Below are 19094 nucleotides of genomic sequence, written 5' to 3' on the forward strand. Positions count from 1 at the left end.
ACTTAAATAATAGCACGTAAGAGCATATTTGTCAAGGAATCTCCAATTTTTTATCAAAGAGAGTACGTGATTACAAAATAGCTGTAATAATGTACCAATATTTGTTATTCTATAATCTTCCAATTACTCCCGTTCTTTTCAAGTACCAAATCAAATTGAGATACCTGCGTTGCTTTGGTCTGCTGGTCGATATACTCCACTGTCAGCGATACCGTGACTTGATTATCCTTACGATTGTGAATAGGATTTACCAGTTCTTGAAAGATGTACTCTTTTCCGATTGGTTTTAATATCCCGTCATTCACATAGTAGGAAAGTTCACTGGCTGTCGCTGTAGGATAGAGCTTGAAGAACGTCGTTAAAAACTCATTGATTTCATTGGTTGTAATGGAATCAACCGTCCCCTCACTTTCAATGGCTTTTGGTTTATAACTTGATTTCTTAGGTATGTTGGTAATGGTCGGATTCTTAACCAGTACCATATTTCCAGAACCATCTACATAGACACTCACTATATAAGCAGAGTGGACGGTCTTTGTATTTTCTCCCTCTGTAATGAGCTGGTCTACACTGTAGGTTACATTAAACTCATTGTCGCCAGTTGGCTCTACCGTCCATATCTGAAATCCTCTTACAGAAGACGATACAGGAATATCTTTGCGTACTGTATCAACATTGAGAGCTTGAAGTTCATCTGTCAGATAGCCTTTTAGACTTTCCATTCGATTATCAATGGACTTATCGGATTGCTCCCATGAATAGTAGACTTTCGCAAAGTTCTCTACAAAATTTTCTACATGATGAGTATCAACGTATTCCTTTTCTATGATAGTTGTTTCGTGAATAGTATGAGTATCTATAGCTGTAAAGTGCTTGAATATCGCAAAGCTGAAACTAAGCCCTAAAAGTACCCACAAGGCAATCACAACCTTTTTATGAGGATTGACCTTATAGTAGACACGAGGTTTCTTTTCCTTTGGTATCTGTTTTTCTTTATTCTGATTTTTTCTAAATTTCATCATTAAATCTTCCTTTCTCATTGTTTGATTCGTCCTGCTCCCACTAAATGCTGTTGCCAGTAGGGGCTTGTTAAGTCGGCATAACCGATTGGGTCGCCTGCATGAAACATACGGTTATTGCCAAGGTATATCCCAACATGAGTAATATAAGAGCCAGCGTTATAGGTAGAATGAAAGAAAACCAAATCGCCAGCTTGTGCTTCCGATAGTGGGATATGCTGGGTCACATCATATTGCTGTTGTGCGGTTCGTGGTAAGTTAATTCCAGCTTTTCCATACGTCCATTGTGTCAGTCCGCTACAATCAAAAGAAGTAGTCGGGGAAGCTCCACCGTAAACGTATCGCCAGCCCTCATATTTCAGTGCTTCGTCCATGATGGCTTGTACCGTATCATCATCAAACTCTGTTGTGACAAGATACTGCGTTACCAGTTGCACATAAAACATATTGCCATAGTTGTATCGCCAGCCCCCATTGATAGGTATGGCTATGGGATTGGGGTAAGACACTTTTTCGCCACCTGAATACTCTTTTGAGAAACTTTGAGCCAGTTCAAAGGTATATTTATTTCCACGATTAGCCACATACCCTAAGAAACCACCACCATAATTGTAGGACTGGATAACCGATTCTAAATCTACACTGAGCCTTTCGCTACTGGCTAATAATTCACTGAAATACTTCACACCTTGCTTAATGGATTCTTCTGTACTCAATGAATTAGGTGGAAGACCGAGGGATTCCGAGGACTGCATAACATCTTCCGCAGTACCGCCCGATTCCACCTGTATAATCGCAAGAAGTATGTTGACATATTCTTCAACGCCATATTCTTTGGCATATTTTTCTACCATAGGCTTATGAGCCAGCACTTCTGCGGAAACATTCACACCTCCATAGTGAATGTTGGAAAAACCGCCATCTTGTTCATCTGAAAATAAAATGGCGACAAACAGAAGCAGTGAGAAGACCATCAAGAATAATCCCGAACCACCAATCACTAAAGTTTTCAGCTTCATGGTTTCTTACCGACTTTCTTAATGGTGGCGGTTTTGATTGGTGGTCTACTTCTTGTATTTTGTAGTGGTACTCTTTGAACAGTAGACGGACGTTCTTTTGTGATTGGACGTTGTGAAGTTCTATCTGCTGTAGTGGTTGAAGTTGCTGGCTTTTGAACGGTTTTTTCTTGAACGGTATTGCCTTGGCGTTCCACTTTTGGACTTGAAAAATCGGACTTAACTGCTGGACGCTCTTGTTTGGCTTGTTGAGATTCCTTATATGAAGTCTGAATATTAGACTGTTTTGAGGTCTGTTCATCATGATATTGTTCTTGTCTTGTAGTCGGTCTTTCATGAACAGAAGAAGCAGGCTGTTTTTTCTGTTTGACCTGTTCCATTTCAGAGCGACGCTTCGCAATGGTTTTTCGCCTTTGTTCCTGCTGTTCCTTGCGTCCACTGGCTCTGTCCGCTTTGGTTTGAGAAATACTACTGGTTAAATCACGGACATTCTCTTTTACTTTGGATTTTCCTTGATATACTGCATATCTTGCATTGGTCGGCAAATCTTTAACCTGTTCTTTCAAACCACTAGCAGTGTCTACCATTCTGTCTTTGGTATCAGCTACTGTACCGATGGTTTGACCGATACGTTTTCCAAGTGTTGATTTTTCCTTTCCGTCTGGTCGGGAGTGATCTGCTTGTGTCCTTGCAGAACTCCCCGAACCCGACTGTCCTTTTTTACCTGTAACAATGGCAGACCCAGCCCCTAGAGTAGTCATGGAACGTCCAAGTTTCCGCTGTAGACGGTGCATGTGAGCGTGCATAAGCATACGAGGTTTTCTCATCACACGACTTCCCACACTTTGAGAATCGTTACTCTGTAGAGAAAACATACTCATTAAATCGCCCAGCTTGAAGTAGATTCCTGCAAAGGTCACAATCTGTAGAAAAGCAATCAAAAAGAACGGATAACCAGCCGATAAGGTATAGAGCATGGTTGAAATACTAAATGCTGTCGTAATAATCAATGTGATTCCAGCTCGTGTCAAAATGGTATTAAAGAGCTTTGTTATGGCTCGTTTTGACATACCATCAAATGATGGAATCATGCTTAAAATAAAGCTCACAGGCAGAAACATAGCATAGATGATAAAAAGTACCTGCGAGAAAATCATGATTCCTGTTAATAGGAATACAAATATGGAAATCCCAATATTGAAGACAAATAGGAAGAAGACTGTACCTAAACGGTTAATGGTCTTTGTAATGGTTAGATTGGTATTGCTTCTGTCTTCAATTTCTTCCGCAACAATTTTTTCTCTGTCTTCGCCATTGTTGGAATCTGGGCTGGTGGAGAGCAGGCTTTCCACACGGTCAATACCGATACTTTCAATGTCTGAACTGTTGTATTGAAGCAGTAGCCACGGTTGCTGAACCTGTATGGAAAACAGGCTATCTCTGATTAAGTCCACGCTGTCCTTGCCTTGACTATCGGAATGGGGCATGACAATCTTCGTGCCAAGTGATAAACTGGCATTACTGATGTCTGATGAAAAGTCATTGATTTTTTTAATGTAGTCGGGAGCGTAGGCAATAAAGGAAGCCGATAGGATAAACACCAGCACAAAATTCATAATGGCATGAATTGCCTTTGTGGTTTCTCTCTTTATCAGTCCCGTATAGGCAACATAAACCCCAAGAACCAAAATCAAGAGTAAGAGGAATCCAACATAGAAACCCTCTGTTGAAAATCCGTTTGCACTCACACCAGCTAAGGTCTGCATATTCTTACCAATGGAATCTGCTGTAGCGGAAATGAAGTCTAAGGAATAGGCTTCCTGTACTAAGTAACCTGTCGCATTGGAAACATACAAACTGATTGTCCAAATAAAATTGGTAATGGCATATAGTCCATACATGACCTGTTTTCCAATCCCGTCCGACCAGTTCCACGGAAGCCAGCCCCAGCTATTATCCACATAAAAATCCAGTTGATAGTTTTCAAGTGGGTATCGGCTGTATTCATTTGCCACATTGACCGTATCATCTACCAAGCCCGCAGCTTGAACCACCGTTCCCAGCATGGCTAAAAGAAAAATGGCAATCACAAGTGTGAAAGCCACTGTCATTGCCACTTTACCTAGACGTTTCAGCGTCCAGTTTGATTTTATTCTGTTTACTATTGATGGTTTCACATTTACACCTCTTTTCGCACAGGTGGTCTGGTATCAAAGGCATGGAGCAGTTCTTCAAATACAGGGTGGAACTGTATCACACCGACACGACCATATAAATCACTGATAAGGCATTGCCCGTTTTCCAAATCACGCAATCGCTTCTGATTGTTTTCGTCCTCTGGGTCTACACCAAAAAAGGCTAAGGTCTTTTTAATCTCGTTAAGGTCAGTGGAACGAAATGCAAATTTTAAGCCGAGGTTATTTTTCAGTTTTTCATCTAAGAGGTCGTCTGTATTTTGGGTCACGAAATATACCCCAGCGTTCATAGCACGACCAGCCCGAACCAGCTTCATAGATAGTGTTTTTCCTTGTGCTACCTGTAAAAAGCTCCATGCTTCGTCTAAATCTACAATCTTGAAAATGCTTCGGTCTGTATGGATAAAGTCTAAAGCAAAGGTACTAATGACAATCAGCATAGCAACGGATAAAAGCTCCATAGTGGTATATTCCTCAAAGGAAGTTTCCTTGTCGGGAAGTACCAAGTCCGCAACCTGTATAATGTTCAGTTGTTTTTCTAAGCTGATAGACTGCTCCACATAACCATTACTGAATAATAAATGTGCAAAGTCATAGTCTGTAAAACTTTCGATATGGTCGGCTATACTGGTACTTAGTGGCGTATTCTCAACCCGTAATTCCTCAATCACTTTCATCAACCCTCGTACTTCACTATTGGTTACTGCACGAATGGCTTTTCTAAGGATTGGGAAGCGTTCCCCATCACGAGAGGAAATCCCCGTAAGGAATGTCAGAATATCAATAGCCAGTGATTCAGAATCTTTGGGATTTTTCATAATCACATAAGGGTCAAGTAAGCCTTTGTTTTTCTCATCAGAAGTCAGAGTGACGATATTGATTTCATGGGAAATCTCTGGCAAGGTTTCTTTCCATCTGCCACGTTCTGCTTTTGGGTCTACAATCACTGCTTGTGCCCCATAAAGCACCGCATAATAGACGATAAGGTTATTCGCAAAGGATTTACCACCACCCAGCGAACCAACAAAAGCCGACGCTAACGCATTGGTTACTGAACCCTTAACCCCTTGACTGGCAAGAGCAGGTTTCAGATAGACATTGCGTCCAGTATCTAAGCTGTAGCCAACATAAATCCCCTCATTTTCCCCCAGCATTTGAGTAGCACCAAAACCTAAACCAGCGAGGAAATCAGAGGTCACGTATTGAATATAATCATTCATATAACGCTTGCTGGCAGGTAAAAATTCTTCATGTAAGCCGAGCATATCCCCAAATGGTCGTACCAGTTTTACGCTTAAATCGTCATAAAAATCTTTCACTTCATTACAACGACGTTTGAGTTCGTCAAGATCATTTGCTGATACCCTTACCACATAAGACAGCTTGTACATAGATTCCTTGCTTTGGTCTAAATTGGTTTCCAGCTCATTCACACTTTCCAGAGCTTCCGCCACATTGGAGCTGGTTTCATTATCACTTTGCCAAGCGTGGTTATCCAAGTCTTTCAGTTCTTTCTTTTTATTGCGGACAGTAGATAGGGCTTTACGATTCGCTACAATTTCCACATTCATTGACGTATCAATCGGGAATGTAAATTGCTGTTGCTGGTAGTAGAAGATTTCAGAGGACGGGAAGTCCAGTTCTCCGACAATGCTGTTAATGGTAAAGTAAGCTACATAGACGGTTTCATCTTCCTGCTGGATTTTCAAATATCGCTGTTTTTCTTCCACCAAACAGCGAGTAGGCTTAATCAAGTCATAGTATTTAATCAGCGTTTCATTATCCAGCTTTTTCTTTGATAGATGGTACTCATACTCTTCATAGGCAGTGCCTGTCTGTCCGTAAAGGTGTTCAATCAGATAGCCGAAGTCGTCCTTATCTAACCTGCGGATTTTGAAACGACGAGAGATTTTATTTTCTAAGAGCTTTTCCATCTTCTGAAAACGCAGGATTTCATCATTACTCATACTAACAAAATCGCCCATCAGCTTATGGTTCACATCATAGACAAAATCAGACAAAGCATTTTTTGCTTCAACGGTAAGACTTTTCATAGAAAACTCCTGATCGTTGAGAAGCAACTTAAAGCCGATAAAGAAATGGTAGTTCACTTGATTTTCGCCAATCATGGATATTAAAGCGTCTGTCTGTTGGTCGATTTTGTCATAGGCAACCGCTTTGAGCTTGCCAGTGACTTCATTTTTGGAACGCTCTTGTGCAGAACGTATGCTGGATTCTGTACTGATTTGTAAAGCATGAATTTTGCCATCACGATTTTGTGCGATAAGCTGTCTGAAAGAATCATGCACTTGTATTTTCTGTTCTGGACTTAGAAATGAGTAATTGTAAGGAACAAGCTCATAGTAAGCATAACATTCCCCGTCTTTATTCCAGACGAGATTGTTTTCAATGTATTTAATTGGATATGCCATAAAATTCACTCCTAACTGCTGTAATGGCTTCTTGTGGCTGGTTTCTGCCAAGCGTTACTTTTTTTCCTGCATAGGTCAGCTTTGGTCGCAGTGCATAAGCAATGACAGACTTCAAAAATCCATAAGGCTTTTTACCATCAAAAGTTTTTGTAGACATAAACCATGTGAAAGCCACAGGAATCCCAAAGTATTTGAGAAATGCTCCCTCTATCATGGAAAGAGGGGGCAAGTTGCCAAGTATCATCACTGCAAAGAGTGACACGACAAACCATGTCATTTGCGTAAAGGTTATGGGAAACGGAAGTCTAAAATCATTGATAGAATACAGTACCTTTTCCACAGACCAGATACTGGTATAGCTTCGTATTTTCTTCATGTAATCAATCCTTTCATAAAAAATAGGGGTAGCTGATTGAGCCACCCCGTAAAATAGAAAATCTGCCAGTAGTAATGTACCGACAGATTTAATAGACGATTTCAAAAATCCCATGATTGGTTGAGATAAACGTTCCTGAAAGGTCTAAATCCCGACCATAGGCTTGATAATCAATATAGTTTTGAAGACTAGCTGGTACTTCGCCTAAAGCACCCGTTTCTTCAATGTAGTAGCGTGCCACGTCATACATATCATCACAATCGGAATGAATGATAATATCCTCTTGATGTTCGCTTAGTTCTTCAATGCTTGAAAAATGAGTGAGCAGAGCAGATAGCTCCGATTGTAATTCTTCGGGTAATTCCGATACCATTTCCCATAGTCGATTGAGTTCGCCAATGGAAGTGTATTCGTCAACCGTAAAGGGTAACTCGTAGTCATGAATGGCGTATTCCTCATATTCATCATTCAAGCCGATTTTCTCTTTGACTTCCTCAAAGTCAATGGGAAAGGTAAACCACGCACCGACCAATTCGCCCTCATTGTATTTGCCTAAATTCGCAATATAGACTTGCATATCGTCCATATATTCACGTCCTTTCTTTGTAGAGATTCAAAAATCCCTACCGCACTTCGTTTGGTGTACCATTCCTTTGCGGAACATAAGAAAACCACTTATATTCCACAAAAGAACGGTTTTATTTAAGCACCAATAATGCGATTGAATAGCTCTAGTAAAATGTCTTTTACTCCAGCAGCGTTGAAGACTAAGCCAACCGCAATAATCGCAATAATTAAAAAGCCAATCAGTTTGCTAAACTCACGCTTGAAGCCAAGATACAAGCCAATCACAACGATTGCTAAAAGCACCAGTGATTGAGCGTTTGATAGAAACCAGTTATAAAGGTTTTGTCCAAAATTCATAAAAATGTTCTCCTCTCTATATTCAATGAATTTGTATTTGAGTTATTTTTTTGTTGTTATCACGTCCTGTTCTTTTACTGACTGTTGCTTCAAAATCTGCTTGTGTCGGTCTGTCAGTTTCGCATGGTCGAGAATGTCTTTTACAACCTGCGTCTGGTTGATTTCATCAAGTTTAATCGCAACCTTTAAGGTCGGGGCAACTTGATGAGATAGCCAGTTCAGCGTCCTTTGGAAGGAGTAAGGCTCTGGTTTTGTGGTTAGTTTTAATCGTTCACGATTGTTCCCAATAAACCAAGCCCATTCTTCATTCAGTTTCCAATCAGAACGAGGTTTGGAATCGTCTTTATCTACAAAACGGATATACCGATTGATAATTTTAAAGGCGGTATGCTCTGGATTGTCATAGACGAGTAAATCACGGACTGCATAATAGGCACGCTCATTTTTCAATCGAATCTCAAAACGGTTTTTTACTTCTGCGTCTTCAATGGGAATATCATTTTTCTTGTACTGCTCGTAGTCCTTTTCATAGATACAGAAATAAACTTCACTTTGTAATGAACCGATATAGAGGGTGTTTCCCATACATTCCTTTTCCTCTTTGCGTACCAGTTCGCCACTGCGATAGCTTTTAAAACTGCGGAAGACGGAGATACATTCTTCCTGTTGGCACTTTTCAGTGAGTACAGGGATATTCAAAATCCCTGTCTTATCGTTAATGGCAAGGTCAAGGCGTTTCATCACACCGCCAGCCACCAAAACGTCCATAAAGAACTCATACCAGCTTCTTTGTTGTGCCAGAAGATAGCTTTCAAATTGTCTGCACCCACGACCTTTCAATTCCACCAGAACTCCTTTGTCCAGTTCATGGGAGCAAAGGACGAATATGTCGCCTAAAGCATAATGCTCTGAATAAGAATAGAAACCATAGTCCTCATGAAGAAAATAGGACAGTTTCAGTTGTAAGATGTTTTCGACCACCTGCTGTACGTCTGTTGTCGGAAAGCGAATCCTTACATAATCAAACAGCATTTCAAGGGGAGCGTCGGGATTGAAGCGTTCCAGAGCTTCCCAAAGGGACTGCTGTAAATCCTCTGATGGCTTGACTTTTCCTGTTTCAATATCGCTTAGATACTGCCTTGTAATACCAGTCGCAACAGCTAAACGGTTTTGAGATAGTCCATAAGCCAAGCGTTTTTCTTTTAAATGCTGTAACCAAGTTTGTTCATTCAGTAAAAATCCCTCCAATCAAAAAGGCGTATGTCAACTTTTAAAGCCCATTTGACATACGCTGAAATTTTGTAAATCCCTTGTAACCAAAGGATTTTCTAATGTTTTTTTGACTGTTTCCTGTCGATTTGTACCCCCCTGTTAGATACGGGGGGTTAAGTGCTGGCGTGGCTATTGCCACACCAGCCAGCAAGATCAGTCCACACCTGCGACTTCCGCTTCGCACGTCGCCTGCGTGGACTGTCTGCTGTTGGATAACTTTTTAATTTCCTCCAAGAAATCATATCCTTTTGGTACAAGGGGAGTATAAAACTCTGATATGACACTTGTTCCTACATCAACATAGCCACGACCTTTGATTCGCTTTAAGAAGAAATCCTTTTGTACGTCACTGCCAAACATCATGCCATAGCCCATTTCAGACATACGACCTAAAGCCACTCTGAAATTAAACTGATCACGGATTCCGTCGCCTAAATATTTTGCGTCTGGACGTTGACAAGCCAGTATTAGAAAGAAGCCAGCTTGACGACCTAACATGACAATCTGTTTCAGCTTATTCATAACTGCGGTGTTTTCTTTTGTTCCCAGCATTTCCATGAAAGCGACGTATTCATCAAAGATTAAGAAGTGTGCCGGGAGACCTAAGTAAGCATAATTTTTGCCAGTCTTATAGTTCTTCATCTGCTTCATTTCCTCACTACGTTTCATCATTTCTTCATAGAATGTTTCAATGCAAGAAAGCAAGTCTTCTTTTCTATAGTAGACATTTGCCATCACAGAACCTAAGTCCGCAAGGTCAGCATTTTTCGGGTCAAGAATATACAGTTTTGAATCTGTATGAAGCAAGGCTTCAATCAGTGTCAGTATAAAGTAAGTTTTACCGCCACCTGTACCACCAGCAATCAACATATGAGGGAGCTTATCATATTCCCACCATACGTTTTTCATTAAGCGAAGTTTACCATCTTTAGCTTCTACTTCATCAATAGAAATACGACTGGCTATGGTGTCATAGAGCAAAGTATATTCCACATAGGAATCCTTTAACTCTTTATCCGTCAGCTCACAGTACAAGCCACTCTCTAATTTCTTTTCCAAGTGTAAGAGTTGGTCTTGATATTTTCCCAGCGTGATTTCCACCCGTATCTGTATCAAGCCATTTTTAAGTCGATAATACATTTTAGGGAAGTAGGTTATCTTTTCCTTTGTACGACCAGCACTATCTTTAAAGAAACCCTCTGTTTTGACCTGTTCAGATTCATACCACTTGTTTTCAAGTATCATCTTTGCCAGTTTTTGACGGTGGTAAAGTTGTTTAACCGTATCATAGCGAACCCGTTTGAATACAAACGCTACCAGCAAGCAGATAAGAATTGCGACACTGAAACTGATAATTAAATAGGGAATGTCAATCTTATCTGCTTGTGATAGGTTAAAATCCTGCCAGTTGATCTGCTGGATTGTCTTCACATGAAACAGTCCGACAACCAGCAGGAAAACAGGCAGGAGTGACGCTATCGTAAAATGAAAGACTAAATCTTTACCAGATGGGCGAATCCTTTTACCACGCTGTTTCATGCGAAAAAGTCTCCTTTCTACCTAGCGACTATTTGTCTTGTGTCGGTTCTTTCTTTGCTTGTGGTTGAGCTTTGAATGAACTAGAATCCTTTGTCAGCACAATATCGTCTGCCTTGATATACCAGTCAACATCTGCTCCTTGATAGGTGGCAGTAGCAACGGTGTCCGCAATGGGATTGATAAGTTCCACCCGTGCGTTATAATCAAACTCTTTCAAAGGCACGCTGGCAGGAATACTTACTTGAATCATGCGTCCTTGTCCTTTGGATTTTAAGTCATAGGTACGTTCCTTGATTTCATCTGAAACCGACCCGTCTTCATTTTGGATTCTCACTTCACGACGTAGAGCAGAGAATTTCAATTCTCCAAAAGTCGTGTCTTTATCTAATACAATGCCATTTGCTAATCTCATCATTTTTCCTCTCTTTCTTTATTCTTTTATCATGTCGTCAGCATGTAAAAGGTAATTTGTAAAACCACGAGTGCCGATTTTGTAGCCCTCTGCGGTAATACGTGGATTGACTAACTTCACACGTTCCTCAAAGCCGAAATGTTTTTCGCCAGCTTCAGCAGGAAGCACCACCACAATATCATCTGCTCTTTGAACATCAGAATAGAGATTATAGCTTCTTGATAAGACAGTTAGCCGTCCGTTGATTCTTCGCTGAACGACTTTATCCTCGCCAGCAAATTCTAAATTGCCGAATGTTTTTTCCATGTTGGGAATCACAAATTTAAGTTCCATATTTTTACCTATCCTTTCTTTTTTATTGGCTGAATGAATGTTTGATGGTCTTAAAGAGTGGGGAACGACCTTTTGATTCTTGATTTTTTGTTTTCATAAGTTCACTTCCTTTCAAAATCGGGTAAAAAAATAGACACCTCATTTTTTGAAGTGTCTACCTATTAAATATTCAAATTTTATTGGAAGTATCTTTATATCTTCACTTTTCAAGGATAAATCGTCGTATCAAAGCTCATTCATAAGTAGTAAATTAGTAGTAAATTGAGTGGTTTTGACCTTGATAAAGTGTGATAAGTCCAGTTTTTATGCGGATAACTAGATTTTTATGCTATTTTTTTCTAAAAAAACAGTAAGAAAGCGTAAAAAATCAATTCCTGTACTAGCGTGTAATTGAAATTTTTTAGTTTTGGCGTTAGAACTGTTTCCTCAGTCCTAGCCCCTTCTCTTTTTGATAAGTATGCTTGGCAGAAAGTAGTTTGTAAATGATTCTGAGAATCTTATGAGCATAAGCAATGACGGCCTTCATCTTGCTTACTCTTTGGGAAATTCGATTATAAAAAAAAGAAAAAGCTGGATCCTTGGAATGTGCTGCAATTAATCCCGACATGGTCAAAGCCTGTTTTATTTAGCGATTTCCTTGCGTGATGTGTGAGGATTTTTTAATGCCAGCACTATAGGCTAAACATCTTTTTCTGTCATGAGTTAGCAGGCTCTGCCTGATTAGAGTTTTACATGTAATCTATTTTAATAGTAATGTTTTATCATTTTCAGGAGAACGCAGTTTTGGCTCGTTCTCTTTTTTGTTGTGATACTTCTTTCAAGGAATATTTGGTAGGATTGGAGTGAAAAAAGATTAACTAGGAAAGAAGGAAGTATATGGAAGCCATTTATCAACGTGATTCGGATCTAGATGGACTAACTGATGCTCAAGAATTGGCGCTAGGAACCAATCCTCTTAGCGCAGATTCTGATGGTGATGGACGTTCAGATTTAGTGGAAGTAGAAGAAGGAACAAATCCCTTAGAAAAGGATTTACAAAACATAAACCAAACAAGTTTAACTGAACCATCCTCAGTATTTATGGAAATGAAACAAAAGATTTCAGATATGATGGAGAGTCACTACAAGGAATTTATACAGGCTCTGATTAGTATTGAAACAGGGATTGAAAATCAACAAGACCTAGAAGACTTATATACTTACTACATGAGAACAGATACCGTTTCTCTTTTGTCTAGTGATTTAGAAACCAGTCCTCAAGAGGTTGAAATGGAGATAGAGTTGTAGGGGAATCATGTGATTCTCCTATTTTCGTATAGATGAAAGGAGCGAGTATGGAAGTAATGCAATTATTGGCTATGTTTCGTGGAACAATTCCAAAAGATAGGGAGAAAATGGACCTATTTCTTCGATATCAAGCGCAACATTTTGATGAGAAATGGCAGGACTTGGTAGAGAGTTTTTTGGCTGAAGAGGGTAAGATAGAAGAGATACCTCATGTCTATTCGTTTCATCAAGATATTGTTTCTTTCCTAGAGGCCAGTTCTGAAAATAATGACCAAGATTTAGAAAGTTACACAAGAAATTTTGGGCAAGCGGGTCTAGGTAAATTATCTCAATTAAGTAATTTTGAGAAAAACTTAGTTCTGGAAGTCGCAACCTATAACCTTTCCACTCGATTTTACATCCAATCTGAAAAAGAAAAGCTAACACCATTAAGTGAGCTTGTATGTCATCAGAATCAGGAGGTCAATTTAGTCAATGTTTATCGGGTTGCGAATAATCTATCTGACCGCATTAGTAGAGATATAGAGGAATTTCTTCTAATGGTTGATTCCAAAGAACTAGAAAAAGAGGTTCTTGAGATTCATTTTGAAGAAAAAGAGGGAGATGTTCTAGCCTATTTGGGTTCAGAATTGATGGCTACTTTAGATACCGTTACGGATCTTGTCCATCATGAAGGAAACTACCAACAACTACCACTGACACAAAAGCTGAAGATTATTACTCATTTTGATGATGTAAAGGCTAGAAGCGAAAAATCTAAGCAAGTAGAGGAAGCGGTCTTACCTTTAGATAATATTGACCAGGTAGAAGAAAATGTGGAAGTTCATTCCCTATCTAAAGTAGATAAAATTGTAGAAGAAGCTTTGAGGGAATATCCAATCGGTTCACAAGTAAGTTATAAAGGACAAGTATTTCAGTTGGTTTCGATTGAAAATGCACAGTTAAATGACTTAGTTCGCCTAGAGTTATTCAATGATTCCAACCAGTTATTTGAAGAGAATCCTATCTTATACTTGAACACTTTGGAAGAGATTGAACAAGTATTGTCTCTCGTAGAACTTGAAAAAGAAGATTCAGAGATTGAGATTGATTCATCAAGTAAAAGTCAGGAAATAGATTTGTTTTCCTACCTGGAAGAAGAAAATGAAAATGAAAAGGATAAGGACAAGGAAACAAAACCTTTAATTTCGGGTATAAAAGAGACGGATGTCCCTGTTCAAGATTTTGTTTTTCCAGATGATTTAGAGGACTTTTATCCTAAGACAAATCGAGAAAAGATTGAAACGAATATCGCCGCAATTGAACTTGTTAAAAGATTAGAAAAAGAGGGACGACAAGCAAGTCCAGAAGAACAAGAACTACTAGCCAAGTATGTTGGATGGGGTGGTCTTGCCAATGAATTTTTTGATGAACTCAATCCAAAGTATGAGGCAGAACGTTTAACTCTTAAGAGCTTAGTAAGTAAATCAGAATACTCTACCATGAAACAAAGTTCTCTCACAGCCTATTATACAGACCCGATGATTATTCGCCAGATTTGGCAAAAATTACTGGATGATGGTTTTGAGGGAGGAAGAATTTTAGATCCTTCTATGGGGACTGGGAACTTCTTTGCGGCGATGCCTAGAAGTATACGAGAGAAATCAGAACTCTATGGAGTTGAATTAGACAGTGTGACAGGCGCAATCGCAAAACAACTTCATCCCAATACTCATATTGAAGTGCGAGGATTTGAAGAAGTTCCCTATCAAAATAATAGTTTTGATTTAGTCTTAACGAATGTACCATTTGGAAATTTTCGCATTGCAGATAAAAATTATGATAGACCTTATATGATTCATGACTACTTTGTCAAACACTCACTTGATTTAGTAAGAGACGGAGGACAAGTTTCGATTATCTCATCTATTGGCACAATGGATAAGCGGACGGATAATGTCTTACAAGAGATTAAATCGAGCACTCATTTTTTAGGGGGAGTTCGTTTGCCGGATACGGCTTTTAAAAAGATTGCAGGTACTCGAGTGACCACAGACCTCCTCTTCTTTCAAAAGGATCAAGCAAAGAATCTTCATGAGGAGGAGCTTGTCTTTAGTGGCTCTATTCCCTTTGAGGAGGATAAGCGTGTCTGGATCAATCCTTATTTTGATGGGAAATACAATACACAAGTTTTGGGTGAATATGAGGTACGCAATTTTAATGGAGGAACTCTCAATGTTAAGGGGGAATCAGAAACATTCACTACTGACATCATGGAAGCATTAGAGAATGTGGAGGCACCTAAACCAATTGACAATTCTTTGAAAGAACCTGTTTTTATCCAAGAAAAAGTGGATCATTCTATCCCAAGTCGTATTCGTGAGAACTTAGCGCTCTATTCTTTTGGATATGAGGGAAATCAAATTTATTACCGAGATACACATGGCATTCGGAAAAGTTCAAAAGTAGACGAAATTAGTTATTATGTAGACGAGAAGGGAGAGTTTAAAGCTTGGGACAGTTCTTTGTCTGAACATAAAATAGACCGATTCGTGCAACTTCATTTGACTGATGAGGAAGCACTAGATGTTTACAAGTCAGAAGAAGCGAGTAAAAGGGGGAAATATAAGGGACTGTTCAAAAAAACTGTCTTTTATGAAAGTCCCTTATCGGATAAGGATATTAGTCGCATTAAGGGAATGGTTGATTTGAGAGAGACCTATCAATCCTTAATTGAAATTCAACGTCATCAAGATTATAGTCGGACAGATTTTCAGGTATTACTTAGTAAACTCAATCGTGACTATGACCGCTTTGTAAGTCAATTTGGATACTTGAATGCCTCAGTCAATCGGAACTTATTTGATAGTGACGATAAGTATTCTTTGCTTGCAAGTTTAGAAGATGAATACATTGATTCTAAAGATCAGAAAGTAAAATATAAAAAATCTTTAGCCTTTGAGAAAGCATTGGTTAGGCCGGAGAGAGTGATTGCAAGAGTATCAACGGCTCTAGATGCCTTAAACTCTAGTTTATCGGATGGTAGAGGGGTTGATTTAGACTATATGGTATCAATTTATCCCGAACATAGCCAAGCTGCTATTTTAGATGAGTTAGGTGATCAGGTTTTAATGGATCCAGAAAGCTATTTAAGAGGAGAAAGAAAATATCTTTCTAAGAACCAGTTTTTATCAGGAGACATTCTCAACAAGATAGAAGTAGTTCAACTATTAGTGGAGGAAAACAACCAAGAATGTGACTGGTCCCATGCTTTAGATTTGTTAGAGTCTGTTCGCCCTCCACGGATTCATCTGGCAGATATTGAGTTTAAAATAGGGTCACGTTGGATTCCTCAATCCGTTTATGGTAAATTTGCCTTTGAATGTTTTACCAATCGTGAATTTGAATTGTCTTCGCCTGATGTTGAACAAGTCATTGAAGTGAATCCTGTCGATGGCCAGGTTCATTTAAAGACATCATTTGCTTATCGCTATCCAAGTGCCAAAGACAGTAGTCTTGGAGTTAGTGGGTCACGTTATGATACAGGAAGAAAGATTTTTGAGAATTTACTTAATTCGAACCAACCGACGATTACCATGACTGTTACGGAAGGAGAAAAGAAAAAGACCATCACAGATTTGGAAAAAACCTCTGTTCTAAGAGCAAAAGAGCAGCATTTACAAGAGCTCTTTCAAGAATTTGTCTCACGGTATCCAGAAGTCCAGCAAGTCATTGAGGAAAGCTATAATCGTCTTTATAATCGAACGGTTAGTCGAGAGTATGACGGTAGCCATCTAGTCATTGATGGCTTGGCACAAAACATCAGTCTTCGTCCTCACCAAGAGAATGCCATTCAAAGAATCGTAGAAGAAAAAAGAGCCTTGTTAGCTCATGAGGTAGGTTCAGGAAAGACCTTGACCATGCTTGGTGCTGGGTTTAAATTAAAGGAGTTGGGCATGGTTCATAAGCCCTTGTATGTGGTGCCCTCTAGTTTGTCTGCTCAATTTGGCCAAGAAATCATGAAATTTTTCCCTACTAAAAAGGTCTTTGTGACCACTAAGAAAGATTTTGTGAAGTCGAGAAGAAAACAATTTGTGTCGCGTATTATTACAGGAGATTACGATGCCATTGTCATTGGGGATTCTCAATTTGAAAAAATCCCTGTCAGTAAGGAAAGACAGATGAATTATATCGAGGATAAACTCAATGAACTACGAGAGATTAAAACACATTCTGAAAATAAGTATACTGTTAAAGAAGCAGAGCAATCAATAAGTGGTCTAGAGAAACAATTGGAAGAACTGCAACGCTTTAATCGTGATAGTTTTATTGATTTTGAAAACTTAGGAATTGATTTTCTCTTTGTGGATGAAGCACATCACTTTAAAAATATTCGTCCAATTACTGGACTTGGAAATGTAGCAGGGATTACCAATACAACCTCTAAGAAGAACGTGGATATGGAAATGAAGGTTCGACAGATTCAGGAAGAACATGATTTTAAGAATATTGTTTTTGCGACAGGAACACCTGTTTCCAATTCTATTAGTGAGTTATATACTATGATGAACTATATTCAACCAGATATCTTAAAACGCTATCAAGTTGATTATTTTGACTCTTGGGTAGGTGCTTTTGGAGAAATTCAAAACTCTATGGAATTAGCTCCTACAGGGGATAAGTACCAGCCTAAGAAACGATTTAAAAAGTTTGTCAATCTACCTGAGTTGATGAAAATCTATAAAGAAACAGCAGACATTCAAACACAAGATATGTTGGATTTACCTGTTCCAGAAGCTCATATTATCCCTATTGAGAGTGAGTTAACTGAAAACCAGAAACTCTATTTAGAAGAATTAGTTATGAGGTCAGATATGGTCAAATGTGGAACAGTTGATCCGAGTCAGGATAACATGTTAAAGATAACAGGTGAGGCACGGAAACTAGCTATTGATATGCGTTTATTGGACTCTAGCTATAGTCTAGCAGATAATCATAAACTGCTTCAGGTAGTGGATAATGTTGAAAGAATTTATCGTGAGGGAATGGGAAATAAGGCTACTCAGATGATTTTCTCAGATATTGGCACACCTAAGAAAAAGGATAATGGCTTTGATGTTTATTCTGAAATAAAGGCTTTATTAGTTGATAGAGGAATCCCTAGTAAGGAAATTGCCTTTGTACATGATGCCAATAGTGATGAAAAGAAGAATAGCTTGTCTCGAAAGGTCAATGCAGGAGAGGTGCGGATTCTCCTTGCCTCAACTGAAAAAGGAGGAACAGGTTTAAATGTTCAGAGCAAGATGAAAGCAGTTCATCACCTGGATGTGCCATGGAGACCAAGTGACATTCAGCAACGCAATGGACGTATTATCCGACAGGGAAATGAAAACAAGGAAGTGGATATTTACCACTACATTACCAAAGGTTCATTTGATAATTATCTATGGGCAACTCAGGAGAACAAACTCCGTTATATTAAGCAGATTATGACTTCTAAGGAGCCGATTCGTGCTGCAGAAGATATTGATGAGCAGACCATGACAGCTTCTGATTTTAAGGCACTAGCAACAGGTAATCCTTATCTCAAATATAAGATGGAACTAGAGAATGATCTAACTCTATTAGAAAATCAAAGACGCGCCTTTCAACGCAGCAAGGATCACTATCGTCATACAATCTCCTACTGTGAAGAAAATATGCCCATTCTTGAGAAACGATTAAGCAAGTATGAAGGCGACATTCAACAGTCTGAAATGTCGAAAGACCAGGCATTTTCTATGAGGGTAGGTAAACAAGCTTTTGATCAACGAGCTGAAGCAGGGGAATCCCTACACCGTCTTATCCGTCATAATCAAGCTGACAGCAAAGAATTTCGTACCCTAGCAAGCTATCGAGGATTTGACATTAAAATGCTTAGTCTTCCAATAAATCAACCTCTTCCTGAAACCTTCTCTGTTAAGATTGTAGGAGAAAATCAATATTCTGTCAGTTTAGATTTGTATTCTCCTTTAGGGACCATTCAAAGGCTTCAGCATACGATTGATCACATTAAAGAGGACCAAGTGAAAACTCAGAACTTATTGGATGAATTAAAGGATAAATGGACTACTGCTAAGGTAGAAATTGAGAAAAATTTTCCAAAGGAAGAGGATTATCAAACAAAAAAGGCCGAATACGATGTACTCGCACCATTGATTGAAACAGAAACGGATTTAGATATTATTGATCAGGCCTTAAGACAATTCCACGAAAAAGGAAAAGAAAAGCAAGAACAACTTTCTTTTGAATTAGATTAAAAAATAGATAC

The 19094-nt window shown here is 39.0% G+C and carries 14 protein-coding genes; 2 read left to right on the plus strand and 12 right to left on the minus strand.

Translation table 11 applies throughout. The features are described from left to right. Nucleotides 1-104 precede the first annotated feature (104 nt). The 12 genes from O3658_RS00240 to O3658_RS00295 form a co-directional block, all read right to left on the minus strand. Nucleotides 105-1040 (minus strand): conjugal transfer protein, encoded by a 936-nt coding sequence (locus O3658_RS00240; protein WP_001224320.1) that lies wholly within the window; start codon nt 1038-1040, stop codon nt 105-107. After that, nucleotides 1037-2038 carry a lysozyme family protein gene (locus O3658_RS00245; protein WP_033607236.1) on the minus strand — a complete coding sequence of 334 codons (1002 nt, stop codon included), beginning with the start codon at nt 2036-2038 and terminating at the stop codon, nt 1037-1039. Before O3658_RS00245 ends, O3658_RS00240 begins: the two co-directional genes overlap by 4 nt. After that, a complete protein-coding gene (locus tag O3658_RS00250) occupies nt 2035-4212 on the minus strand; it encodes a CD3337/EF1877 family mobilome membrane protein (RefSeq protein WP_000804748.1) in 2178 nt (725 codons plus the stop codon). The genes O3658_RS00245 and O3658_RS00250 overlap by 4 nt, the downstream gene beginning before the upstream one ends. A gap of 2 nt (nt 4213-4214) precedes the next feature. Continuing rightward, nucleotides 4215-6662, minus strand: coding sequence for an ATP-binding protein (locus O3658_RS00255; protein WP_330823375.1), 2448 nt, complete (start codon nt 6660-6662; stop codon nt 4215-4217). Beyond that, on the minus strand, nt 6646-7038 hold the full coding sequence (locus O3658_RS00260; protein WP_000723888.1) for a conjugal transfer protein: 393 nt from the start codon (nt 7036-7038) through the stop codon (nt 6646-6648). Before O3658_RS00260 ends, O3658_RS00255 begins: the two co-directional genes overlap by 17 nt. A gap of 88 nt (nt 7039-7126) precedes the next feature. After that, complete coding sequence (locus O3658_RS00265; protein ID WP_000342539.1) at nt 7127-7624, minus strand: antirestriction protein ArdA; 498 nt, start codon at nt 7622-7624, stop codon at nt 7127-7129. Nucleotides 7625-7740: 116 nt separating this feature from the next. Beyond that, a complete protein-coding gene (locus O3658_RS00270; RefSeq protein ID WP_001009056.1) occupies nt 7741-7962 on the minus strand; it encodes a hypothetical protein in 222 nt (73 codons plus the stop codon). A 42-nt stretch (nt 7963-8004) separates the two neighbouring features. Further along, on the minus strand, nt 8005-9210 hold the full coding sequence (gene mobT / locus O3658_RS00275) for a MobT family relaxase (protein WP_000398284.1): 1206 nt from the start codon (nt 9208-9210) through the stop codon (nt 8005-8007). Between the two features lie 22 nt (nt 9211-9232). Beyond that, a complete protein-coding gene (locus O3658_RS00280; RefSeq protein ID WP_000879507.1) occupies nt 9233-9385 on the minus strand; it encodes a hypothetical protein in 153 nt (50 codons plus the stop codon). 2 nt (nt 9386-9387) lie between these two features. Next, nucleotides 9388-10773: an FtsK/SpoIIIE domain-containing protein gene (locus O3658_RS00285; RefSeq protein ID WP_000813488.1), complete on the minus strand. Its 1386-nt coding sequence runs from the start codon at nt 10771-10773 to the stop codon at nt 9388-9390. A 28-nt stretch (nt 10774-10801) separates the two neighbouring features. Continuing rightward, the gene (locus O3658_RS00290; protein ID WP_000985015.1) at nt 10802-11188 is read right to left on the minus strand and encodes a YdcP family protein; all 387 of its coding nucleotides are present in this window, start codon (nt 11186-11188) and stop codon (nt 10802-10804) included. A gap of 15 nt (nt 11189-11203) precedes the next feature. Beyond that, on the minus strand, nt 11204-11518 hold the full coding sequence (locus tag O3658_RS00295) for a YdcP family protein (RefSeq protein ID WP_000420682.1): 315 nt from the start codon (nt 11516-11518) through the stop codon (nt 11204-11206). An 876-nt stretch (nt 11519-12394) separates the two neighbouring features. Between O3658_RS00295 and O3658_RS00300 the strand changes: the two genes are divergently transcribed. After that, entirely contained in the window at nt 12395-12805 is a 411-nt protein-coding gene (locus tag O3658_RS00300; RefSeq protein WP_247917299.1) for a thrombospondin type 3 repeat-containing protein, read from the plus strand. A 47-nt stretch (nt 12806-12852) separates the two neighbouring features. Continuing rightward, on the plus strand, nt 12853-19083 hold the full coding sequence (locus tag O3658_RS00305) for a DEAD/DEAH box helicase family protein (RefSeq protein WP_371558875.1): 6231 nt from the start codon (nt 12853-12855) through the stop codon (nt 19081-19083). The last annotated feature ends 11 nt before the right edge of the window (nt 19084-19094 follow it).

It is taken from the genome of Streptococcus sp. 27098_8_69, assembly GCF_041432445.1.
Lineage (GTDB): Bacteria > Bacillota > Bacilli > Lactobacillales > Streptococcaceae > Streptococcus.

Coding starts and splice junctions, on each gene's coding strand:
- O3658_RS00260 (WP_000723888.1), bottom strand. CDS start 7,038: ATGAAGAAAATACGAAGCTATACCAGTATCTGGTCTGTGGAAAAGGTA.
- O3658_RS00240 (WP_001224320.1), bottom strand. CDS start 1,040: ATGAGAAAGGAAGATTTAATGATGAAATTTAGAAAAAATCAGAATAAA.
- O3658_RS00300 (WP_247917299.1), top strand. CDS start 12,395: ATGGAAGCCATTTATCAACGTGATTCGGATCTAGATGGACTAACTGAT.
- O3658_RS00305 (WP_371558875.1), top strand. CDS start 12,853: ATGGAAGTAATGCAATTATTGGCTATGTTTCGTGGAACAATTCCAAAA.
- O3658_RS00245 (WP_033607236.1), bottom strand. CDS start 2,038: ATGAAGCTGAAAACTTTAGTGATTGGTGGTTCGGGATTATTCTTGATG.
- O3658_RS00255 (WP_330823375.1), bottom strand. CDS start 6,662: ATGGCATATCCAATTAAATACATTGAAAACAATCTCGTCTGGAATAAA.
- O3658_RS00295 (WP_000420682.1), bottom strand. CDS start 11,518: ATGGAACTTAAATTTGTGATTCCCAACATGGAAAAAACATTCGGCAAT.
- O3658_RS00285 (WP_000813488.1), bottom strand. CDS start 10,773: ATGAAACAGCGTGGTAAAAGGATTCGCCCATCTGGTAAAGATTTAGTC.
- O3658_RS00270 (WP_001009056.1), bottom strand. CDS start 7,962: ATGAATTTTGGACAAAACCTTTATAACTGGTTTCTATCAAACGCTCAA.
- O3658_RS00265 (WP_000342539.1), bottom strand. CDS start 7,624: ATGGACGATATGCAAGTCTATATTGCGAATTTAGGCAAATACAATGAG.
- O3658_RS00290 (WP_000985015.1), bottom strand. CDS start 11,188: ATGATGAGATTAGCAAATGGCATTGTATTAGATAAAGACACGACTTTT.